The organism is Bacillus sp. ME78 (genome assembly GCF_903970865.1).
GTDB lineage: Bacteria > Bacillota > Bacilli > Bacillales > Bacillaceae_G > Bacillus_A > Bacillus_A cereus.
Window position 1 is genome coordinate 94,203 of the sequence record NZ_CAJCKK010000015.1, and the last position, 21,737, is coordinate 115,939.

Here is a 21,737-nt window from a genome sequence, read left to right on the forward strand (position 1 = left end):
TTATAGAAAGGGGATTATATAATGCCATATCATAAAGATAAGCAACAAGCCTTTCAAGCGGCACAGCAAGGAGTTACACAAGCAGAAAATGCATTTAATAATATTGTGAAAAATGACCCTAACTACGGTCATGATTTAAAAGAGTTACGCCAAGAGGTTCAGGAAGCATATGAACAAATTCAAAATGCACTAGAGGTAGCTTCAGAAACACAACGTCCACAACTTGAGCAATATGAAAATAATCTCCAAAATATTATGCAGAATGTAGATCGATTAGAAAAGTAAATAAGGTTGTTGTGTATTCGACAACCTTGTTGCTTTCATGAACGTTATGTTAAAACAGAAGATTTTTTTAATCGTTTTTTCTTTATTATGCGCAGTACATATATTTCAAGTGGAAAAAGTGGAAGCGAAAATGTTGCTCAGAAAAGAGCTAGAACCAACCGGTTATGTAACATGGGAAGTACCTAATAATGAAAAAATTATTGCAATTACATTTGATGATGGACCAGATCCAACGTATACACCACAAGTTTTAAATTTATTACGTCAATATAAGGCTGAAGCGACATTTTTTATGATTGGATTTCGAGTTCAGCGTAATCCATACTTAGTAAAGCAAGTTTTAAAAGATGGGCATGAAATTGGAAATCATACGATGAATCATTTGTATGCAAATAACTCATCAGATGAAAAATTAAAAAATGACATTCTGGATGGAAAGAAATATTTTGAAAAATGGGTGAAAGAGCCTTTGCTATTCCGTCCTCCAGGCGGATATATTAACGATGCTGTATTTAAAACAGCTAAAGAAGCCGGTTATCAAACCGTTCTATGGTCGTGGCATCAAGACCCACGTGATTGGGCAAATCCAGGGGTTGAATCCATTGTCAATCATGTAGTGAAAAATGCTAAAAGTGGCGATATTGTATTGTTACATGATGGTGGAAATGATCGTAGTCAAACAGTAGCAGCGCTAGCAAAAATTTTGCCTGAGCTGAAAAAGCAGGGCTATCGATTTGTAACGGTTTCGGAATTACTACGTTATAAACATTAGAAAAAATCCCAAAAGGAAAATAGACCTTTTGGGATTTTTCGTTACTGGTTCTTTTTGCGTTTCTTATTATTTTGTCGCTCTGCAGGAGTTAAATTCTCATTTGCAAATTCTTCGTTATAACCAGCACCTTGTCCTTGTGCGGATGCAGCATTCATTCCTGAAATAGTATGATTTGCTTTTCGTTTACCCATTTTATTTCACCTCTATAACATTTTTTGTATGTTGCATGATGAGCAGCTCATAGTATGTATGAACTGTAAGTAAACTGCTGATAGAGCACTTTACTTTATGATAATAGTATTCATAAGGAGCATGAAAGCTATTCAAATTTAGAAACATAAAGAAAACTTATGATAATCTATAAGTTTCTTATTATTTACTTATTTAGAAAGTTGTAATAAGATATTATCGTAAGGTATTGAAAAGTTTGTCTACATTTTATATTCAGACAACTTAGTCACGTTTAACAGGGGGGAAACATAATGGTCAAACATAATCCATTTCAATCACGTGCAACTTTTGAAGTTGATGGAAAAACGTATCATTATTATGATTTGAAAGCGCTTGAAAATACAGGGGTTGGCAACGTATCTCAATTACCATATTCCGTGAAAGTTTTACTTGAATCAGTACTTCGTCAAGTAGACGGACGTGTAATCACAGAAGAGCATGTTACAAATTTAGCGAAATGGGGAACGAAAGATGTGCAAGATATCGATGTTCCATTTAAACCATCTCGTGTAATTTTACAAGATTTCACTGGTGTTCCAGCTGTTGTTGATTTGGCTTCGCTTCGTAAAGCAATGGCAGACATGGGTGGGGATCCTGACAAAATTAATCCTGAAATTACTGTAGACCTTGTAATTGACCACTCTGTACAGGTTGATAGAGCGGGTACGGCAGACGCGCTTGCATTCAACATGGACTTAGAGTTTAAACGTAATGAAGAACGTTATAAATTTTTAAGCTGGGCACAAAAATCATTTGATAACTACCGTGCAGTTCCACCAGCTACTGGCATTGTACACCAAGTAAACCTTGAATATTTAGCACCAGTTGTTCATGCTGTGAAAAATGCTGAAGGTGACTTAGTTGCATACCCAGATTCATTAGTTGGAACAGACTCACATACAACAATGATTAACGGTATCGGCGTTCTTGGATGGGGCGTTGGTGGTATTGAAGCAGAAGCAGGAATGCTTGGACAGCCTTCATACTTCCCAGTACCTGAAGTAATCGGTGTGAAATTAACTGGTACACTTCCAAGTGGTACTACAGCAACTGACGTTGCATTAAAAGTAACACAAGTATTACGTCAAAAAGGTGTAGTTGGTAAATTCGTTGAGTTCTTCGGTAATGGACTAAAGAGCATGCCTTTAGCTGACCGTGCAACAATTTCAAATATGGCTCCAGAATACGGCGCAACTTGTGGATTCTTCCCAATCGATGATATTTCATTAGAATACTTACGTTTAACAGGTAGAGATGAAGAACAAATTCGCGTTGTTGAAGAATACTGTAAAGCGAACGGTTTATTCTATACAGCAGACAGTAAAGATCCAATCTACACTGATCTGGTTGAAATTGATTTAAATACAATTGAATCTAACCTTTCTGGACCGAAACGCCCACAAGATTTAATTCCACTTTCAGACATGAAAGATGCGTTCCACAAAGCTGTTGTAGCACCAGTTGGAACACAAGGACTTGGATTTAATGAGCAAGAGTTCGATAAAGAAGTGAAGGTTACATTAGAAGATAAAGAAGTAACGATGAAAACAGGTGCAATTGCAATCGCTGCAATTACAAGCTGTACAAATACATCAAACCCATACGTATTAATTGGGGCAGGTCTAGTTGCGAAGAAAGCAATTGAAAAAGGACTTGTAGTACCTGAGTACGTAAAAACATCATTAGCACCAGGATCTAAAGTTGTTACAGAGTACTTAGATAAGTCTGGTTTAACAACATATTTAGATCAATTAGGTTTCCAAACAGTTGGTTACGGCTGTACGACTTGTATCGGTAACTCTGGTCCATTAGCGCCAGAATTAGAAGAAGCAATCGCAGCAAACGACTTATTAGTAACATCTGTTTTATCTGGTAACCGTAACTTTGAAGGTCGTATTCATCCTCTTGTAAAAGCAAACTACTTAGCATCACCACCACTTGTTGTGGCATATGCACTTGCAGGTACTGTTGATATTGACCTGAAAAATGATGAAATCGGTAAGGATGCAAATGGCAAGGCTGTTTACTTCAACGATATTTGGCCATCAGCTAAAGAAATTGAAGATGTAGTTCAAAGCGTTGTTACATCTGAACTATTCAAGAAAGAATATGCACAAGTATTTAATAGCAATGAGCGTTGGAATGAAATCCAAACTTCAAACGAAGCTTTATATACTTGGGATAATGATTCAACATACATTCAAAACCCACCATTCTTTGAAGGATTATCTAAAGAGCCAGGTGAAGTTGAAACGTTATCAGGTTTACGCATAGTTGGTAAATTTGGTGATTCTGTAACGACAGACCACATTTCACCAGCAGGTTCAATTGGTAAGCACACACCAGCTGGACGCTACTTATTAGAAAACGGCGTACAACCAGTTGACTTTAACTCTTACGGTTCTCGTCGTGGTAACCATGAAGTTATGATGCGTGGTACATTTGCAAACATCCGTATTAAAAACCAAATCGCACCAGGAACAGAGGGCGGATATACAACATATTGGCCAACTGGTGAAGTAACATCTATCTATGATGCTGCTATGAAATATAAAGAAGATGGAACTGGTCTTCTAGTTGTTGCTGGTAAAGATTACGGTATGGGAAGTTCACGTGACTGGGCTGCGAAAGGTACTAACTTATTAGGTATTAAAGCAGTAATCGCAGAAAGCTTCGAACGTATTCACCGCAGTAACTTAGTGTTAATGGGCGTATTACCACTTCAATTTAAAGATGGCGAAAGCGCTGAAACATTAGGTCTTGTTGGTAACGAGTCATTTGAAATTCAAATCGACAAAACAGTTAGACCACGCGATCTTGTAAAAGTAGTTGCAACCGATTTAGATGGCAACGAAAAACAATTTGAAGTAGTAGCTCGTTTCGATAGTGAAGTAGAAATTGACTACTACCGTCACGGTGGTATTCTGCAAATGGTTCTTCGTGAGAAAATCGAAGAGTCAAAAGTGTCAAACTAAATAATTGAAATGAAAAATAAGGAAGCTAACAATAGTTAGCTTCCTTATTTTATGGAAAGGGATGAAACCATATGGTTTCATCCCTTTCTTTTTACTACGAAAAGTGGAGGGAACGTCATGAAAGAATATAAAAGAATATTGTGGCCGTTACGAAAAGAGAAAATATTAGTAATGGCAGCTGTATGTAGTGGGATAATTGCTGCCATTTTAAATTTATCACGCCCAATTTTCATGGGATTAATTGTAGACAATCTTATTCAAAGGGAGCTAAAAGGTGCGTATTTATATATAGCTTTGTTTGCGGGTATTCGCTTTTTAATGTGGACGAACAATCTTTTATTTGGTTATATAAGCTCAAAAGCCAGTCAACGTATATTACAAACGAAACGTATAGAATTATTGCGTCACTATTTCTCATTACCGTTTGAAGAGAGTGAGAAGATTAAGCAAGGGGAGTTAGAAACTTTGGTCGTATCTGATATTCCGAACTGGGTCAGATTATATGGTTCTATATTAATAGAGTATATACACGCTATTGCCCAATTTATTGGAGCTTTCATAGCACTACAACATATAGATATACAGTTTATATTGTGGGTAACTCCGTTTTTATTTTTCAGTGCAATTGTTCCAATACTGATGGGAGAAAAGGTAAGGGATATTGCAAGCATTGCTCAAAAAAATCAATCGAGTGTTGTAGAGATGGTGTCACAGTTTGTAAAGGGTATACAAGATTTACGTAGTGTACAAAAAGAAAAATGGGCCATTCGCTTATTTAAAGGAGTAACGGCACAATCTTATAAATCGGAAGTAAAGAAGACGATGATGCAACATTGCATTGGAGTAGTTGGAACAGTGATTGAAACAGGAGCATATATCGTTGTTCTCATTGTAGGCGCACAAAAAATAATGAAAGGGGAAATGGAAGTTGGTTCACTTGTTGCAGTGTTAGCTACAATTGAAATGCTCTTTTTCCCAGTCCGTTACGTGGGCGATTTATTAATGATGACACAAGTTGCAGTCGCTTCGGCAAATAGAGTTTTTTCCTTTTTAGATAAAAGAGTGGCAGATAGTAATGTAGAAAGAGCGATGGGGATGATAATAACAAATGTTTCATTTCAGGAGAGTGAAGAAGAGAAATGTAGAATTAATAATATTGATTTGCAAATTAATCCTGGTGAATTCGTTATCATTGTCGGAGAAAGTGGTGCAGGAAAAACAGCACTTTTAAAATTAATGACAGGTTTGTATAAACCATCTAACGGTAGTGTTGTTTATTATGGTCAAAAGGCTCGAATGACTACAGTGTGGCAAGAACCTCGTTTCTTTCGGACGACAGTAAAAGAGAATATGTATTTCCGGGAGGAGTATTTAGAAAACGAATTAGAAAAAAATATTGACCTTATAAATATGAAGCCGATAATTAGAGATTTACCTAAGGGGATTCAAACTGTACTACATAAAAGTGGAGAAGAGCTTTCGGGAGGAGAAAGAAAACGTCTTGCATTATTACGAGCAATTGGTTCAAATCCGAATCTTATTATTTTAGATGAACCGACTGCGGGGTTAGATCCGAGTAATCAAGAAACTGTTTGGAATATGATTGAAGGACTAGGAAGAGATGTAACGAGAATTGTGGCAACACATGATGTAGAGAAAGTGATACTAGCGGATCGTGTTGTCATAATGAGAGAAGGAAGTATTGTTGCATGTGGAAGTCCTGAAGAATTAATAAATAGTCATTCATTTTGAAAGAGATGTGAATAAAGATAAGAGCAGTGACCTTATCTTTATTCAACATCATTTATTTGATATTGGATAGATTCTGAATGATTTAGATCTACGTTAAAGGTAGCAGTCATAAGGAAAGTTGCAATTCCAAGGATTAAGAAAAGGACGAATGAGACTAGAGAGATGTAAAGACAAATACGCCCTATGTTCTTTTTTTCAAGATCGTTACTAAAGAGTGAAATGATCCATGTAATAATACCGATTGGGTATAAAAGAAAACTAAGAATATATAATGTTATTTTTTCGAATGAATTCATAAAAAATCCCCCTTTTGTTGAAGTTTATATAAGTACGAAAGTAAAAAGGTGAATGGGCCCATAAGAAGATAAACAACACTTCATCTGTTTTTCTAATTATATGATAAAAAGGAAAAAATTAGACTTTAAATAAGAATATTCTAATTATTTCGACTCTGAATATTTCCAAGCTTGTCCGTATAAGCTAAAATAAGGTATATAGTATTTTGATGAATGTGTTAAAAGAAGATAATACGTTAGGGTGATATAAAATGTGGCGGAAGCTTACGATTATTGTAGTGTTACTTTGTTTAGCGGGATACGCAGCTTATGAACAGTTTGGTAATAAAGAGCAGGCGGTAAAAGTGAAGCAAGAAAAAAGTGAAGCTGCGATGAAAGAGATTATCGCAAGGAATGGTATTGAAATAGGGAAGAGTGCGCCAGACTTCGAATTAACGAAGTTAGATGGAACGAATGTAAAGCTATCAGATTTAAAAGGAAAGAAAGTGATTTTAAACTTTTGGGCAACGTGGTGTGGACCTTGCCAACAAGAAATGCCGGATATGGAGGCTTTCTATAAAGAACATAAAGAAAACGTAGAAATTTTAGCAATCAACTATACGCCTTCAGAAAAAGGTGGGGGGGAAGAAAAGGTAAGCAATTTTGCTAAAGAAAAAGGAATTACTTTTCCTATTTTATTGGACAAGAACATTGATGTGACAACAGCGTATAAAGTAATTACGATTCCAACTTCGTATTTTATAGATACAAAAGGTGTCATTCAAGATAAGTTTATTGGGCCGATGACGCAAAAAGAGATGGAGAAAAGGGTTGCTAAATTAAAATAATGGTGAAAAGGTAGAGGTGGAGAGTTCCCATTTCTGCCTTTTCTTTTTCAAGTAGTAATAACTTCATGATATGATGTAAGAAATATAATCGTTTAGAGATAAAGGAGTGTATGGAGTGGGGAATGTATCCTTACCGTTAGATTATGTTGTAATTGATTTTGAAACAACAGGATTTAACCCTTATAATGATAAAATTATTCAAGTTGCAGCGGTGAAATATCGTAATCATGAACTGGTAGATCAATTTGTTTCATACGTGAATCCAGAGCGGCCAATTCCGGACCGAATAACGAGTTTAACCGGTATTACCAATTATCGTGTTTCAGATGCACCGATGATTGAAGAGGTATTACCTTTATTTTTAGCATTTTTACATACAAATGTTATTGTGGCCCATAATGCTTCTTTTGATATGCGCTTTTTGAAAAGTAATGTAAATATGCTAGGGCTACCTGAACCTAAAAATAAAGTAATTGATACTGTATTTTTAGCGAAGAAATACATGAAGCATGCGCCTAATCATAAACTTGAAACGTTAAAGCGAATGCTTGGAATTCGTTTAAGCTCTCATAATGCATTTGACGATTGCATTACGTGTGCTGCTGTTTATCAAAAGTGTGCAGCTATTGAAGAAGAAGGACAGAGAAAAGTAAATAAGGTCTCACTTGATGAAATCGTAGTATACGAAGCGGTGAAAGAAATGCTTGCACGTAATAAACGTAATGTAGAATGGCTACGTTGTATGAATGTAGGAAGTTATTTAGATATAAAAGCTTTTTATCCAGTTATGAGAGTAAAGGTAAAAGGGCGAAAGAAATATATATTAACAGAGATATTAGAAGATGATGTGAAAGAAATATGTACAAGCTTAAAATGTGAACCAGCGTTAAAAAGTGAAGTTGGTAATACGAGAATTATGCTTAATAGCTTAGAGGATGTTATGAAATTAGAAAGTTATATTTTAGAACAGTATGATTTTGTGTTACAGGCGCTTCATGATTATAAAGAAAATGAAATGAATGCAGATGAAAAGTTGAAAGAGTATTTAAATATTATGGTATAAAAAACTCCGTGTACAATATATTGTACACGGAGTTTTTTTAGGAGTACTAAAACATAAAATTTTCTTACAAATCTGATTAAAGAGTTTTTCGTTTGCTCATACTATGTAATAAGAAAGCGAAGGAGAGAGGGTGAACAACATGAGAAGAAGTCGCCGTAAATCGTTTGAAGAACTTGTAAATGAAAATAAACAACAATTATTAAGCGATCGTGATGCAATTGATCGCATTGAAGAGCGCATTGAAAAACGTTATGAAATGAAACTTTTTAAGCAAGCTGAATAATTCTTAACACTAGTACGATACTAGTGTTAAGGAGGCGATAGTAATGGGTAATCCGAAAAAAAATTCAAAAGACTTTGCACCAAATCATATTGGAACACAATCGAAAAAAGCTGGTGGAAATAAAGGAAAGCAAATGCAAGATCAAACAGGTAAACAACCGATTGTTGATAACGGTTAAAAAGGAGAATGTTATCATTCTTCTTTTTTGTGAGGAAATGAAAGATGAGTTTTTAGCAGTAATATGAAAAAAAGGGCTGACTTTTGTCAGCCCTTTTTCGTAATCGTGAAATTTTCAACGAGTAAACGCCAATTTTGCGGGAATGGTAAACCGATTTTCCAGTAACTAATACCACCTATACCTTGTTCTTTCATTAAATTGAATTTACTTTGAACAGACCGTGAATCTTCAAACCAAACTTCGTGTTGCACGCCGTTTTCATCAAAATAATTAAAATGAGGAGCTTGGGCTGTGAAATCATAACGAATAGGAACATTATATTTACGAGCTAGTGCAACAGCTGCGACAGAGCTAATTGCTTTTGCGGGTGGATTTCCTTGTTTAAATGGAAGCTTCCAATCAAACCCGTATAAATTTTGCCCCATCATAATTTTTTGTGGAGGCATTTGAGATTTTGCATATTGAAGTACTTCTTTCACTGGACCGATAGGAGAAATCGCCATCGGTGGACCGCCTTGCCATCCCCAGTCATATGTCATAATGACGACGAAATCAACAATTTGCCCTTGCGCTTTATAATCGTGAGCTTCGAAAAATTTTCCCTTTTGATTTGAACTTGTTTTCGGTACGAGAGTTGTGCTCAATGTGTACCCGCTAGGTAAGCGTGTTTTTACATTTCGTAAAAAGCGATTATACGCCTCGCGGTCTTCAGGTGCTACACTCTCGAAATCGAAATGAATGTCTCGCATGCCATATTTTTGAGCTGTTTGCAAAATGTTAGTAATAAATTTGTTTTGAATCGTTGCGTCGCGTAAAATAACTGATGTTAGATCGGCACTGAAATTACCATTTTCAATATTTGTAATAACGAGCATAGGGATTGTTTTACCTTGCGTTGCAATATTAGCAATTTTAGCTGTTTCAGTAGGTTCTTTTAATGTGCCATCTCTTTTTGCCTCAAAACTAAAATAGGCTAAGTATGTTAAAAATGGATTGATGGCGCGTGTCGCATTAACTAAACTCTCTTTAATCGGTATAGTTGAAGGTTGTAAATAAGCGATGGATTCTACAGCTCGTTTTGTGCCTTTTGGTACATATAATTGTTGTCCGACATGGAGAATAGATTTTAAAGATAAATTATTAACTTTAGCTAAACTAGCGAGGGGGACATTATATGTTTGAGAAATTCGATATAGGCTGTCACCAGGCTGTACATAATAATTATTTCCTTTCGTATTAACGATAAGTGCCTGACCAACAACGAGCGTTTCAGCTGGATTTAGTCCATTGTCTTTTACTATTTCGTCAGGTGTTGATCCATATTTTGATGCCAAGCTATATACGCTATCACCACTACGAACAGTTACAATTTGAATCATATGCTGGCTCCTTTCAGTAAAAGATTCACTGTTTTTATTTTATTTTTGATGTTACTGTATTATGATTAAATGTATGCAAGGTAGCAGAAGTGAAAGAAGGCGAATACATATGTTTGTAGCAGAACATGAAGTTGAAATCCGTTATGCGGAAACAGATCAAATGGGTGTTGTTTACCATTCAAACTACTTAGTGTGGCTTGAGTTAGGTCGCACGAAACTTATACAAGATTTAGGTTTTTCATATGTTGAAATGGAGAAAGAAGGAATTATTTCTCCTGTGTTAGATTTACAAATTTCATATCGTAAAGCGATGCGTTATGGAGAAAAGGCAATCGTAAAAACATGGGTAGATACTGTGAGCCCGCTTCGCGTTGTATATGGATATGAAATATATAATGGTGATGGTGATCTTTGTATTACTGCAAGTACGACGAATATTTGTGCGAAAAAAGAAGGATTCCGCCCTGTATCATTTAAAAAGTTATATCCTGAGTGGTATGCGAAATATGAGGAAATTAAGAAAAAATAAAAAAGCGTGGCAGAAGCCGCGCTTTTTTATTTTTCATAATTAAATTGTGGGAAGTCGTCACCTTCATTAAGTGTAACAGATAAATTATGTCCATCGAAGAACCATTCATCATCGCCTTCAATAAAGAAGTTAATACCTTCTTCTTGAATTTGAACAGCAGGGTGTGCAGGATCATCTTTACGAATACCTAAAGAAAGTCCTTTTTGCACAGTACTACAACCACCGTATTGTACGAAAAAGCGTAGTGTTTCATTTGATTGTAAGTTTAATTCAGTTTTATACCATTGTGCTGCTTCTTTTGTTACGGAAAGATTCATGTATAGTTCCTCCAAGTTATGTTGCTTTTTCTTTAGTATAAAAAATAACGCAAAAAGACGCTATTAATATGCTTCACGTTTTCTTTTTGCGTTATGTGGGTTACGATCTTATTTTTGCTTTTTTGAAAAGTTTGCTTTTGGTTCAGTTTTATTTATAATTCGTCCGATATTTGCACGGTGTTTATAAATAACCATACCTGCTAATAAACACATCGCAATAATGAAGATTTTATCCCCGCTAACAATGGATGCAATAACAGCAACAACTGCTGTTACCATAGAAGAAAGTGATACGTATCTTGTTGTAAATAAAAGGGTGAAAAATACAACAGCCAATATTGCAAAAACAACTGGTGAATAGCATAATAGCACCCCAGCAGAAGTTGCAACTGCTTTACCACCACGGAATTTCGCGAAGATCGGGTAGACATGTCCAAGAACAGCCGCTAATCCGAACCATAGGGGGTGAATATCTAATCCGAAAATCATTGGTAGACTTGTTGCTAATGTCCCTTTTAAAATGTCAGCAATTGTAACGGTAAAACCTGCTTTTTTCCCTAATGTACGGAATGTGTTTGTTCCGCCTAGATTACCGCTCCCGTGCTCACGAATATCGATTCCGTAGCCAATTTTTCCAACAACTAGTGCAAATGGAATCGAGCCAAGCAAGTAGGCAACGATAAATAAAAGATATGTAGTAACCATAAGTTCAGTCTCCTTTATTCAAATGTGTTGATAAAGGGTAAAAAGAGTTTTTCCCGTATATTGTACCATACATTTGTAAAGAGCACATTTCTTTTTTGTAAATGAAAAATTCATTATTTCGTGAAAAAAATTTCACAGTAATGTTACATTTCTCACAGAAACAGCAAGACTATATGTAGTAACATTTTAATCAAAAGACAACAACATATTGGTGGAGGGTTATAAATGTTACAAAATAATATACGTGGAGAAGAATTAATGAAAGTGTTCGAGACGATAGTCCACGGCAATGAACAAGATTTAATGCAAGAAAATGCAAATGTAGACGGCCGCTCTCCAATGGGTGTAATGGGAACGTTCGCATCTGAGAGTGCAAAATATTATGCTGTTGAGAATTTATTGTCAGATCAAGTGAAAAAAGCGATAAATGAAAATATATTATATCCACATGATTTAGATTTTTATGCGACAGGAACGACGACTTGTTCGCAAATTCCGTTAGCGCAAATGCTTGCTAACGGTTTTCATACTGGACATGGACATATGAGACAACCACAAGACATTAAAAGTGCATTGGCTCTTTCGTCTATTATTTTTCAAGCGAATCAAAATATGCAGCATGGCGGTCAATCGTTTGCACTCTTTGATATTGATTTAGCACCTTATGTACGAAAAACAATTGAGAGACATAAAATACGATTACAATCATATCCGCTTACGAAAGAACAAATAGAAGAATTTGCATGGAAAGAAACGGAAAATGATACGTATCAAGCGTGTGAGGCTTTCGTTCATAATTCGAATAGTATGCATAGTAGGGGCGGAGGACAAGTACCGTTTATTTCTATTAATTACGGAACAGATACATCAAAAGAAGGAAGAATGTTAATTAAACAACTATTAAAAGCAACACAAGCTGGACTTGGTAAAGGAGAGACACCAATTTTTCCGATTCAAATTTTCAAGATGAAAAAAGGTGTGAATTTTGAAGAAAGTGATCCGAATTACGATTTATTTGAATTAGCATTAGAGACAACTGCAGAGCGATTATTCCCTAACTTTTCATTTTTAGATGCTCCGTTTAATGCAGTGCATTATGATGGAAGACCAGAAAGTGAAGTATGTTACATGGGATGTCGTACCCGTGCTATGTCTAATATACATGGAGAAGAAACAGCGATTGGTAGAGGGAATTTATCATTTACGTCTATCAATTTAGTGAAATTAGCGTTAATTAGTGGTTCAAAAGAAGCATTTTTTGAAGCGCTAAACTACTATTTAGATTTAGGAATTAAGCAGTTATTAGAAAGATTTGCGTATCAATGTACGAAGCGAGCAAGAGATTTTCAGTTTTTATATTCACAAGGTGTATGGCGTGGTGGAGAAGCATTGCAGCCTGAAGACTCCGTAGCTTCGATTTTAAAACAAGGGACGTTAAGTGTTGGTTTTATCGGTCTTGCGGAATGTTTAGTAGCTTTAACAGGAAAGCATCATGGAGAAGATGAAGAATCATGGAAACTTGGGTATGAAATTATTTCCTTTATGAGAGATAGAATGGATAAAGCGACAGAAGAACATCAACTGAATTTCTCAATAATTGCAACTCCAGCAGAAGGATTATCAGGAAAGTTTGTGAAAAAAGATAGAGAAGAATTTGGCGTGATTAGCGGTATAACGAACCATAATTACTATACGAATTCATTCCATATTCCAGTTTATTATAACATTCAAGCGATAAATAAAATCCGTTTAGAAGGCCCGTTTCATGCTCTCTGTAATGGAGGACACATTACGTATATTGAACTAGACGGAGCAGCGATGCATAACAAAAAGGCATTAAAACAAATTGTACAAGCCATGGCAGAACATGGCGTTGGATACGGTTCAATTAATCATCCTGTTGACCGTTGTAAGTGCTGTAGTTATCACGGGGTTATTGGAAATGAATGTCCAAGTTGCGGGAATGAAGATGAGGCTAATATAGAAAGAATTCGCCGTATAACAGGCTATCTTGTAGGAGATATGTCGAAGTGGAATAGTGCGAAACGTAGTGAAGAGATAGATCGGGTGAAACATAAATGAAAGTGATGAATATTATTCATGATAGTGTAGTAGATGGAGAAGGATTGCGGACAGTCGTGTTTTTTGCGGGCTGTCCGCATCGTTGTGTCGGTTGCCACAATCCAAAATCGTGGAATATTTGCAACGGAACGGAAATGACAGTAGAAGAAATTGTGAAAGAGATTGCAAGTAATCCATTAACTGATGTAACATTTTCAGGTGGAGATCCATTTTTTCAAGCTGCTGAAGTGAAAAAGGTAGCAAAAATCGTGAAAGATTTGAAAAAAAACCTATGGATGTATACAGGTTATACGTTAGAAGAGATACAGAGTTCTCAAAATAATGATATGATAGAGTTGTTACATTATGGGGATGTTTTAGTCGATGGAAGGTATGAAATTGAGAAAAAAGATTTAACACTTCCATTTCGCGGAAGCTCCAATCAACGTATTATTCGATTGAAAGAGTAAAAAGGCGGGATAGATTATATGAATAAAACAGTATTGCTTGTTGAAGATGAAAGAAGATTACGTGAAATTGTTAGTGATTATTTTCGTAATGAAGGCTTTGAAGTAATCGAAGCAGAAGATGGGAAAAAAGCGTTAGAGTTATTTGCAGAGCATGAAATTGATTTAATTATGTTAGATATTATGTTACCGGAAATAGATGGATGGTCTGTTTGTAGACGAATTAGAAAAGAATCAGCAGTACCAATTATTATGTTGACAGCGCGTTCGGATGAGGATGATACATTGCTAGGTTTCGAATTAGGTGCAGACGAGTATGTAACGAAACCATTTAGCCCGAAAGTGTTAGTAGCTCGTGCAAAGACGTTATTGAAACGTGCGGATGGTGCGGTAGGTGTAGCGGAAGAAAATGCTATGTCTTTAGCTGGAATTGAAGTGAATCGTCTATCTAGAACTGTTTTAGTAGATGGAGAAGAAATTATATTGACACATAAAGAATTTGAACTTCTTGTTTATTTAATGGAGAACAAAGGAATCGTTTTATCACGTCAACATTTATTAGACCAGTTATGGGGATATGACTATTACGGTGATGACCGAACGGTTGATACCCATATTAAAAAACTTCGAAATAAGTTAGGAGATAAAGCGAAGCATATCGGTACTGTTATTCGAGTTGGTTATAAATTTGAAGAATAATCTAGAACGATTTGTGTAATTTAGCCTAGGAAAATGGCGATTTTATACTCTCTTTTGAAGGTAGAATGTACAAAAAATACTTTTCTTGTCTACAATGTTAGATAGGAGTATTTTTTTAATTGGATTTCACGATGAGTTCACAAGAAGGACACAAAACGTGACTATACTGAAAATACGAATTCACCAGAGAGGGGAAATAAAACATGGGATATTACGACGGACCAAATTTAAATGAAGAGCATAGTGAAACGAGAGAAGTGAGAAAATCAGGTAGTAAAAAAGGCTATTTCTTCACAGGTTTAGTGGGAGCTGTAGTCGGAGCGGTTTCGATTAGTTTTGCAGCACCATATATGCCATGGGCTCAAAATAATGGAGCACCAGTATCATCATTTAGTTCGGATTCAAAAGTAGAAGGTACTGTAGTTCCTGTTGTAAATAAAGCGAAAAATGAAACTGATTTACCTGGTATGATTGAAGGAGCGAAAGACGTTGTTGTAGGTGTTATTAATATGCAGCAAAGTGTTGATCCATTTGCAATGCAACCGACAGGTCAAGAACAACAAGCTGGTTCAGGATCAGGTGTTATTTATAAAAAAGCAGGAAATAAAGCATATATTGTAACAAACAACCACGTAGTAGATGGTGCAAATAAACTTGCTGTAAAACTAAGTGATGGTAAAAAGGTAGATGCAAAGTTAGTAGGGAAAGATCCTTGGTTAGATTTAGCTGTTGTTGAAATTGACGGCTCTAATGTGAATAAAGTTGCAACTTTAGGTGACTCAAGTAAAATCCGTGCGGGTGAAAAAGCAATTGCAATCGGTAACCCACTAGGATTTGATGGAAGTGTAACGGAAGGCATTATTAGTAGTAAAGAACGTGAAATTCCAGTTGATATTGATGGCGATAAACGACCAGATTGGCAAGCACAAGTTATTCAAACAGATGCAGCGATTAACCCAGGTAATAGTGGTGGTGCATTATTTAACCAAAATGGTGAAATAATTGGGATTAATTCAAGTAAAATTGCACAGCAAGAAGTTGAAGGAATTGGATTTGCTATTCCAATTAATATCGCAAAGCCAGTTATTGAATCACTTGAAAAAGACGGAGTAGTAAAACGTCCAGCTCTTGGAGTAGGTGTCGTTTCGTTAGAAGATGTGCAAGCTTATGCAGTCAATCAATTGAAAGTACCGAAAGAAGTAACGAATGGTGTTGTATTAGGTAAAATTTACCCAATATCACCGGCAGAAAAAGCTGGTTTAGAGCAATATGATATTGTAGTAGCATTAGATGATCAAAAAGTAGAAAACTCACTTCAATTCCGTAAATATTTATATGAAAAGAAAAAAGTAGGCGAGAAAGTAGAAGTTACATTCTACCGTAACGGTCAAAAAATGACGAAATCGGCTACTTTAGCAGATAATTCAGCTACAAAGAATCAATAATCGAAATAAAAGAAAGTCTCTTTCATATTGAAAGAGACTTTCTTTATCGGCTATACTAAAGGAATAGGAGGGATTAATTATGACAATTGAAAACCCAACTCGTACGGAAATTGGTGAAGTGTTAAAGAAAAGCAAAACAATTGCGGTTGTTGGATTATCAGATAAGCCAGAACGTACATCGTATATGGTTTCCAAAGCAATGCAAGATGCTGGATACCGTATTATTCCAGTTAATCCAACAGTAGATGAGGTGCTTGGAGAAAAGGCAGTTTCTTCACTAAAGGATATTAAGGAACACGTTGACATAGTAAATGTATTTCGTCGCTCAGAGTTTTTAATGGATGTTGCAAAAGAATTTGTAGAGATTGATGCAGATGTTTTTTGGGCACAATTAGGAGTACAAGATGAAGATACATATAAACTTTTAAAAGAAAAAGACTATACTGTAATAATGGATCGTTGTATTAAAGTAGAACATGCGATGACAAAATAGTATAGATTTAAAAGTAGAAAGATTGATTCAGCCCTCATTATAGATAAGTAGGGCCGATGAACGAGGTGTTCATCATGAGATTTTTTAAAGGCTGTTTTTGGGGATTGTTATTTGTAATCCCATTTTGGATCTTGATCATTTGGATCATAATAAAGGTTTGGAATGTGTAATCTTGGAATACATATCCATTTCTCGTTGACAAACGATTATTTTTCTGAAATAGTAGCCTAGAGGAATCCTTGTGAGAAAACAAGGATTTTTCTATTGAAGATGGTATATAAAAGAGATAAGATAACTTGCCAAAACTATAGTCGAGGCGTTATTCTATAATAGAAACATATGTTCTGATTTTGGATTAGGAAAGGGGCAAGGAGTTTGGCGAAGCATCAGTTCCAATATAATGAAGATGCGATTCAAGTGTTAGAAGGACTTGAAGCCGTTCGAAAACGCCCGGGTATGTATATCGGGAGTACGGATAGCCGTGGATTGCATCATTTAGTATATGAAATAGTAGATAACTCCGTTGACGAAGCGTTAGCGGGATTTGGCGACGAAATTTCAGTCGTAATACATAAAGATAATAGTATTAGCGTTATAGATAAAGGGCGAGGAATGCCTACGGGAATGCATAAACTTGGGAAACCTACACCTGAAGTTATTTTAACTGTACTTCATGCAGGTGGTAAGTTTGGTCAAGGTGGCTATAAAACGAGTGGTGGTTTACACGGTGTTGGGGCATCAGTTGTAAACGCCTTGTCAGAATGGTTAGTAGTAACAATTAAGCGTGATGGTAACATTTATGAACAACGTTTTGAAAATGGTGGCGTTCCTGCAACAACGTTAGAGAAAATTGGGAAAACAAAAGAGTCTGGTACGACAATGCACTTCAAACCAGATACAACGATTTTCAGCACGACAAATTACAATTATGAAACATTATGTGAGAGATTACGTGAATCTGCATTCTTATTAAAAGGAATGAAAATCTCGATAAAAGACGAACGTAATGATTTAGAAGATATATTTCATTATGAAACAGGAATCGAAGCTTTCGTTTCATATTTAAACGAAGAAAAAGATTCAATTCACCCGGTTGTATATTTCACTGGTGAACAAAACGGGATTGAAGCAGAACTAGCATTCCAGTTTAATGATGGTTACTCAGAAAATATTCTTTCGTTTGTAAATAACGTACGTACAAAAGATGGTGGAACACACGAAGCTGGATTTAAAACAGCAATGACGCGTGTGTTCAATGAGTATGCTCGTAAAGTTTCATTATTAAAAGAAAAAGATAAAAATTTAGAAGGTACAGATATTCGTGAAGGTGTAGCGGCTATCGTTTCTGTACGTGTACCAGAAGAAGTACTTCAGTTTGAAGGACAAACGAAAGGGAAACTTGGTACAAGTGAAGCTCGTTCTTCAATTGATGCCATTGTATCAGAGCATTTAGCTTACTTTTTAGAGGAAAACCCGGATGTAGCTACACTTCTTGTGAGAAAGGCAGTTAAAGCAGCGCAAGCACGTGAGGCTGCTCGTAAAGCGAGAGAAGAAGCACGTAGTGGTAAGAAGAAGAAAAAATCAGAAGGTACGTTAAGCGGGAAGTTAACACCTGCACAATCACGTAATCCTCAGAAAAACGAATTGTATTTAGTAGAGGGTGACTCTGCTGGTGGTTCAGCGAAACAAGGACGAGACCGTCGTTTCCAGGCCGTATTACCATTACGTGGTAAAGTAATTAATACAGAGAAAGCAAAGCTTGCTGATATCTTTAAAAATGAAGAGATTAATACAATCATTTATGCGATTGGCGGCGGTGTAGGAAATGAATTTGATGTTGAAGATATTAACTACGATAAAGTTGTAATTATGACCGATGCCGATACGGATGGAGCTCATATTCAAGTATTGTTATTAACGTTCTTCTACAGATATATGAAGCCACTTATCGAAGCGGGTAAAGTGTTTATCGCACTCCCTCCTTTATACAAAGTAAGTAAAGGAAAAGGTAAGAGTGAAGTAATTGAATACGCTTGGTCAGATGAGGAATTAGACGGTGTAACGAAAAAAGTTGGAAAAGGCTATATGTTACAACGTTATAAAGGGCTTGGTGAAATGAATGCGGATCAATTATGGGAAACAACAATGAATCCTGAAACGCGTACATTAATTCGCGTGAAAATTGATGATGCAGCAAGAGCAGAGCGTCGCGTTACAACATTAATGGGCGATAAAGTAGAACCGCGCCGTAAATGGATTGAACGTAATGTACAGTTTGGTATGCAAGAAGAAGGAAATATTTTAGAAAATGAAATGATTATGGAGACGGAGGTGGAATAACATGCAAGCAGAGAAGTTTCATGACCTCCCGCTTGAAGACGTGTTAGGTGATCGCTTTGCACGTTATAGTAAATATATTATTCAAGATCGTGCACTTCCAGATGCACGTGATGGCTTAAAGCCAGTACAAAGACGTATTTTATATTCTATGTATGTAGAAGGTAATGTACATGATAAAGCGTTTCGTAAATCAGCTAAAACAGTAGGTAACGTTATTGGTAATTATCATCCACATGGAGATTCCTCTGTATATGAGGCAATGGTACGCTTAAGCCAAACTTGGAAAGTACGTAATGTTTTAGTTGAAATGCATGGTAATAATGGTAGTGTAGATGGGGATCCAGCGGCAGCAATGCGTTATACGGAAGCTCGTTTATCACCAATCGCATCTGAATTATTACGTGATCTTGATAAAGAAACAGTTGAATTCGTGTCAAACTTTGATGATACGAGTGAAGAACCAGTTGTATTACCAGCAGCGTTCCCGAATTTATTAGTGAACGGATCTACAGGGATTTCCGCTGGTTATGCAACAGAAATTCCTCCGCATCATCTTGGAGAAGTTATTGATGCTACAATGATGCGTATTGATAAGCCAAATAGTACTGTTGATGATTTATTAACAGTTATGAAAGGACCAGATTTCCCAACAGGCGGTATTATTCAAGGGATTGATGGTATTAAAAAGGCGTATGAAACAGGTAAAGGTAAAATTATTATTCGCGGAAAAGCAGAAGTTGAAACAGTGCGCGGTGGGAAACAACAAATTGTAATCACTGAAATTCCTTACGAAGTGAATAAGGCAAACCTTGTAAAGAAAATGGATGAATTACGTCTAGATAAAAAGTTAGATGGTATTGCTGAAGTGCGTGATGAGACAGATCGTACTGGTTTACGAATTGTTGTTGAGTTAAAGAAAGAAGCAAACGCCGAAGGTATTTTAAATTATTTATATAAAAATACAGATTTACAAATTCCATATAACTTTAATATGGTAGCGATTAATAATCGTCGTCCAACACTTATGACATTACCAAAAATTTTGGATGCTTATATTGGACATCAAAAAGAGGTTATTACGAGACGTTCGCAATATGAATTAAGAAAAGCAGAAAATCGTCAACATATTGTAGAAGGTTTAAAGAAAGCATTATCGATTTTAGATCAAGTAATCGAGACAATTCGAGCTTCAAAAGATAAACGTAATGCGAAAGATAATTTAAGTGCAAAATTTGGCTTTACAGAAGCACAGGCGGAAGCAATTGTTTCCTTGCAATTATATCGCTTAACGAATACAGACATTACGGCGTTACAAGAAGAAGCAGATGAGCTTAATAAGAAAATTCTAGAGCTACAGTCAATTTTACAAAGTGAAAAAAGATTACTTCAAGTCATTAAAACTGATTTGAAGAGAGTTAAGAAAACATATAGTGATGATCGCCGTGCTATTATTGAAGAACAAATTGAAGAAATTAAAATAGACGTAGAAGTGATGATTCCACAAGAAGATGTCATCGTTACTGTAACGAAAGAAGGATATGTGAAACGTACTGGATGGCGCTCACATAATGCATCAAACGGCAAAGACTTCGGTATGAAAGAGGGTGACATCTTACTTGAACGATTCGATACGAATACGACTGAAACAGTTCTTTTATTCACAAGTAAAGGGAACTATATATATCTTCCAGTATACGAAATGCCAGATATTCGTTGGAAAGATTTAGGTCAGCACGTTGCAAATATCGTTTCACTCGACCGAGATGAAACGATCATTTGGGCAACGGTTGTACCGAACTTTGAGGAAGAAAAACGATTTATCGTATTTGTAACACGAAATGGTATGATAAAGAAAACAGAATTAAATCAATATAAAGTTCAGCGTTATTCAAGGGCATTCGTTGCTGTAAACTTAAAAAAAGATGATGAAGTTGTCGATATATTTGCGACAGATGGAACGAGTGATATCGTTCTTGCTACACATGGTGCATATGCACTTATTTTCCATGAAGATGAAGTAAGTCCAGTCGGTGTAAGAGCTGCTGGTGTGAAAGCAATTAATTTAAAAGAAGATGACTATGTCGCTTCTGGTAAACCGTTAAATGGTGATAAAGATCAACTTATTCTCGTAACGCAGCGTGGTGCTGTAAAACGTCTAAAAGCATCAGAAATTGAAAAATCAACGAGGGCGAAGCGAGGTCTTGTTATTTTCAAAGAGTTAAAACGTAATCCGTACCGCATTGTCGGTATTGAAATTGTTCGGGACGATGAATTAGTTTACATGAAGACAGAGAAAAACATTGTAGAAGAGATTGATCCGAAAGCGTATCGAAATAAAGACCGGTATAGTAATGGTAGCCTAGTGCTAGATGTAAATGATACTGGTGAAGTAGTAGAAACGTGGACGAAGAAAAGACCAGAATAAAGAGGGCATCTTGCTATGAATAGTAGCAAGATGCTTTTTTCTAGGCAATTTATTATGTAAATAATAATAATCTTGTTATAATAACTGAATGAAATCGTTCTCATAAAGTTCAATTAATCGGGCTTTAACAAGCAGTTGATTCCTCACCTAATTCCTTAGCTTTCACTGAATTTTGGGTTAGGAATCTTACTGCCCGTTAAAGCGACACAAATGGA

General features: G+C 36.0%; 21 protein-coding genes. 16 read left to right on the top strand and 5 right to left on the bottom strand.

What is annotated here, in order from left to right:
- The first annotated feature begins 21 nt into the window (after positions 1 to 21).
- Together H6481_RS17430 and pdaB are read left to right on the top strand one after the other, a co-directional pair.
- Positions 22 to 285 carry a hypothetical protein gene (locus H6481_RS17430; RefSeq protein WP_023522728.1) on the top strand — a complete coding sequence of 88 codons (264 nt, stop codon included), beginning with the start codon at positions 22 to 24 and terminating at the stop codon, positions 283 to 285.
- Between the two features lie 46 nt (positions 286 to 331).
- A complete protein-coding gene (gene pdaB, locus H6481_RS17435; RefSeq protein WP_109737209.1) occupies positions 332 to 1,057 on the top strand; it encodes a polysaccharide deacetylase family sporulation protein PdaB in 726 nt (241 codons plus the stop codon).
- A gap of 41 nt (positions 1,058 to 1,098) precedes the next feature.
- Here pdaB and sspO read toward each other — a convergent pair whose 3' ends face one another.
- On the bottom strand, positions 1,099 to 1,248 hold the full coding sequence (gene sspO / locus H6481_RS17440; protein ID WP_000518052.1) for an acid-soluble spore protein SspO: 150 nt from the start codon (positions 1,246 to 1,248) through the stop codon (positions 1,099 to 1,101).
- A 291-nt stretch (positions 1,249 to 1,539) separates the two neighbouring features.
- On the opposite strand from sspO, the gene acnA reads away from it, so the two are divergent.
- Together acnA and H6481_RS17450 are read left to right on the top strand one after the other, a co-directional pair.
- A complete protein-coding gene (gene acnA, locus H6481_RS17445) occupies positions 1,540 to 4,263 on the top strand; it encodes an aconitate hydratase AcnA (RefSeq protein WP_098818245.1) in 2,724 nt (907 codons plus the stop codon).
- Between the two features lie 117 nt (positions 4,264 to 4,380).
- Entirely contained in the window at positions 4,381 to 6,015 is a 1,635-nt protein-coding gene (locus H6481_RS17450; protein WP_182812478.1) for an ABC transporter ATP-binding protein, read from the top strand.
- A 38-nt stretch (positions 6,016 to 6,053) separates the two neighbouring features.
- Here the strand turns inward: H6481_RS17450 and H6481_RS17455 are convergent, their stop codons facing one another.
- Complete coding sequence (locus H6481_RS17455) at positions 6,054 to 6,311, bottom strand: hypothetical protein (protein WP_016123225.1); 258 nt, start codon at positions 6,309 to 6,311, stop codon at positions 6,054 to 6,056.
- 251 nt (positions 6,312 to 6,562) lie between these two features.
- Here H6481_RS17455 and H6481_RS17460 point away from each other — a divergent pair, with 251 nt between their 5' ends.
- The 4 genes from H6481_RS17460 to sspN all read left to right on the top strand — a co-directional run bounded on the left by H6481_RS17460 (position 6,563) and on the right by sspN (position 8,662).
- Positions 6,563 to 7,138: a redoxin domain-containing protein gene (locus H6481_RS17460; protein ID WP_000269083.1), complete on the top strand. Its 576-nt coding sequence runs from the start codon at positions 6,563 to 6,565 to the stop codon at positions 7,136 to 7,138.
- A gap of 115 nt (positions 7,139 to 7,253) precedes the next feature.
- Positions 7,254 to 8,201 carry a 3'-5' exonuclease gene (locus H6481_RS17465; protein WP_182812481.1) on the top strand — a complete coding sequence of 316 codons (948 nt, stop codon included), beginning with the start codon at positions 7,254 to 7,256 and terminating at the stop codon, positions 8,199 to 8,201.
- Positions 8,202 to 8,340: 139 nt separating this feature from the next.
- Positions 8,341 to 8,484, top strand: a complete 144-nt coding sequence (locus H6481_RS17470) for an FbpB family small basic protein (protein ID WP_001254699.1) — start codon at positions 8,341 to 8,343, stop codon at positions 8,482 to 8,484.
- 43 nt (positions 8,485 to 8,527) lie between these two features.
- Positions 8,528 to 8,662, top strand: coding sequence for an acid-soluble spore protein SspN (gene sspN / locus H6481_RS17475; RefSeq protein WP_000527987.1), 135 nt, complete (start codon positions 8,528 to 8,530; stop codon positions 8,660 to 8,662).
- An 86-nt stretch (positions 8,663 to 8,748) separates the two neighbouring features.
- Here sspN and H6481_RS17480 read toward each other — a convergent pair whose 3' ends face one another.
- Positions 8,749 to 10,041, bottom strand: a complete 1,293-nt coding sequence (locus H6481_RS17480; RefSeq protein ID WP_000614858.1) for a glycosyl hydrolase family 18 protein — start codon at positions 10,039 to 10,041, stop codon at positions 8,749 to 8,751.
- Between the two features lie 109 nt (positions 10,042 to 10,150).
- On the opposite strand from H6481_RS17480, the gene H6481_RS17485 reads away from it, so the two are divergent.
- On the top strand, positions 10,151 to 10,570 hold the full coding sequence (locus H6481_RS17485; RefSeq protein ID WP_000495808.1) for a thioesterase family protein: 420 nt from the start codon (positions 10,151 to 10,153) through the stop codon (positions 10,568 to 10,570).
- A 26-nt stretch (positions 10,571 to 10,596) separates the two neighbouring features.
- Here the strand turns inward: H6481_RS17485 and H6481_RS17490 are convergent, their stop codons facing one another.
- The gene (locus H6481_RS17490) at positions 10,597 to 10,887 is read right to left on the bottom strand and encodes a HesB/YadR/YfhF family protein (protein ID WP_001054455.1); all 291 of its coding nucleotides are present in this window, start codon (positions 10,885 to 10,887) and stop codon (positions 10,597 to 10,599) included.
- 108 nt (positions 10,888 to 10,995) lie between these two features.
- A complete protein-coding gene (gene plsY, locus H6481_RS17495; RefSeq protein WP_000258974.1) occupies positions 10,996 to 11,592 on the bottom strand; it encodes a glycerol-3-phosphate 1-O-acyltransferase PlsY in 597 nt (198 codons plus the stop codon).
- A 225-nt stretch (positions 11,593 to 11,817) separates the two neighbouring features.
- Between plsY and H6481_RS17500 the strand changes: the two genes are divergently transcribed.
- The 7 genes from H6481_RS17500 to parC all read left to right on the top strand — a co-directional run bounded on the left by H6481_RS17500 (position 11,818) and on the right by parC (position 21,522).
- Positions 11,818 to 13,674: an anaerobic ribonucleoside triphosphate reductase gene (locus tag H6481_RS17500; RefSeq protein ID WP_182812484.1), complete on the top strand. Its 1,857-nt coding sequence runs from the start codon at positions 11,818 to 11,820 to the stop codon at positions 13,672 to 13,674.
- Complete coding sequence (nrdG, locus tag H6481_RS17505) at positions 13,671 to 14,123, top strand: anaerobic ribonucleoside-triphosphate reductase activating protein (protein WP_182812487.1); 453 nt, start codon at positions 13,671 to 13,673, stop codon at positions 14,121 to 14,123. Before H6481_RS17500 ends, nrdG begins: the two co-directional genes overlap by 4 nt.
- 18 nt (positions 14,124 to 14,141) lie before the next feature.
- Positions 14,142 to 14,819: a response regulator transcription factor gene (locus H6481_RS17510; RefSeq protein ID WP_001044679.1), complete on the top strand. Its 678-nt coding sequence runs from the start codon at positions 14,142 to 14,144 to the stop codon at positions 14,817 to 14,819.
- A gap of 203 nt (positions 14,820 to 15,022) precedes the next feature.
- Positions 15,023 to 16,264 (top strand): trypsin-like peptidase domain-containing protein, encoded by a 1,242-nt coding sequence (locus H6481_RS17515; protein ID WP_000542643.1) that lies wholly within the window; start codon positions 15,023 to 15,025, stop codon positions 16,262 to 16,264.
- A 79-nt stretch (positions 16,265 to 16,343) separates the two neighbouring features.
- Positions 16,344 to 16,757, top strand: coding sequence for a CoA-binding protein (locus H6481_RS17520; protein WP_000151390.1), 414 nt, complete (start codon positions 16,344 to 16,346; stop codon positions 16,755 to 16,757).
- A 375-nt stretch (positions 16,758 to 17,132) separates the two neighbouring features.
- On the top strand, positions 17,133 to 19,097 hold the full coding sequence (parE, locus tag H6481_RS17525) for a DNA topoisomerase IV subunit B (protein ID WP_001062197.1): 1,965 nt from the start codon (positions 17,133 to 17,135) through the stop codon (positions 19,095 to 19,097).
- A gap of 1 nt (position 19,098) precedes the next feature.
- Positions 19,099 to 21,522, top strand: coding sequence for a DNA topoisomerase IV subunit A (parC, locus tag H6481_RS17530; RefSeq protein ID WP_001147467.1), 2,424 nt, complete (start codon positions 19,099 to 19,101; stop codon positions 21,520 to 21,522).
- The last annotated feature ends 215 nt before the right edge of the window (positions 21,523 to 21,737 follow it).

Excerpts from the sequence above, each read along its gene's own strand:
- H6481_RS17430 (WP_023522728.1), top strand. The coding sequence starts at position 22 with ATGCCATATCATAAAGATAAGCAACAAGCCTTTCAAGCGGCACAGCAA.
- pdaB (WP_109737209.1), top strand. The coding sequence starts at position 332 with ATGTTAAAACAGAAGATTTTTTTAATCGTTTTTTCTTTATTATGCGCA.
- sspO (WP_000518052.1), bottom strand. The coding sequence starts at position 1,248 with ATGGGTAAACGAAAAGCAAATCATACTATTTCAGGAATGAATGCTGCA.
- acnA (WP_098818245.1), top strand. The coding sequence starts at position 1,540 with ATGGTCAAACATAATCCATTTCAATCACGTGCAACTTTTGAAGTTGAT.
- H6481_RS17450 (WP_182812478.1), top strand. The coding sequence starts at position 4,381 with ATGAAAGAATATAAAAGAATATTGTGGCCGTTACGAAAAGAGAAAATA.
- H6481_RS17455 (WP_016123225.1), bottom strand. The coding sequence starts at position 6,311 with ATGAATTCATTCGAAAAAATAACATTATATATTCTTAGTTTTCTTTTA.
- H6481_RS17460 (WP_000269083.1), top strand. The coding sequence starts at position 6,563 with ATGTGGCGGAAGCTTACGATTATTGTAGTGTTACTTTGTTTAGCGGGA.
- H6481_RS17470 (WP_001254699.1), top strand. The coding sequence starts at position 8,341 with ATGAGAAGAAGTCGCCGTAAATCGTTTGAAGAACTTGTAAATGAAAAT.
- sspN (WP_000527987.1), top strand. The coding sequence starts at position 8,528 with ATGGGTAATCCGAAAAAAAATTCAAAAGACTTTGCACCAAATCATATT.
- H6481_RS17480 (WP_000614858.1), bottom strand. The coding sequence starts at position 10,041 with ATGATTCAAATTGTAACTGTTCGTAGTGGTGATAGCGTATATAGCTTG.
- H6481_RS17485 (WP_000495808.1), top strand. The coding sequence starts at position 10,151 with ATGTTTGTAGCAGAACATGAAGTTGAAATCCGTTATGCGGAAACAGAT.
- H6481_RS17490 (WP_001054455.1), bottom strand. The coding sequence starts at position 10,887 with ATGAATCTTTCCGTAACAAAAGAAGCAGCACAATGGTATAAAACTGAA.
- plsY (WP_000258974.1), bottom strand. The coding sequence starts at position 11,592 with ATGGTTACTACATATCTTTTATTTATCGTTGCCTACTTGCTTGGCTCG.
- H6481_RS17500 (WP_182812484.1), top strand. The coding sequence starts at position 11,818 with ATGTTACAAAATAATATACGTGGAGAAGAATTAATGAAAGTGTTCGAG.
- nrdG (WP_182812487.1), top strand. The coding sequence starts at position 13,671 with ATGAAAGTGATGAATATTATTCATGATAGTGTAGTAGATGGAGAAGGA.
- H6481_RS17510 (WP_001044679.1), top strand. The coding sequence starts at position 14,142 with ATGAATAAAACAGTATTGCTTGTTGAAGATGAAAGAAGATTACGTGAA.
- H6481_RS17515 (WP_000542643.1), top strand. The coding sequence starts at position 15,023 with ATGGGATATTACGACGGACCAAATTTAAATGAAGAGCATAGTGAAACG.
- H6481_RS17520 (WP_000151390.1), top strand. The coding sequence starts at position 16,344 with ATGACAATTGAAAACCCAACTCGTACGGAAATTGGTGAAGTGTTAAAG.
- parC (WP_001147467.1), top strand. The coding sequence starts at position 19,099 with ATGCAAGCAGAGAAGTTTCATGACCTCCCGCTTGAAGACGTGTTAGGT.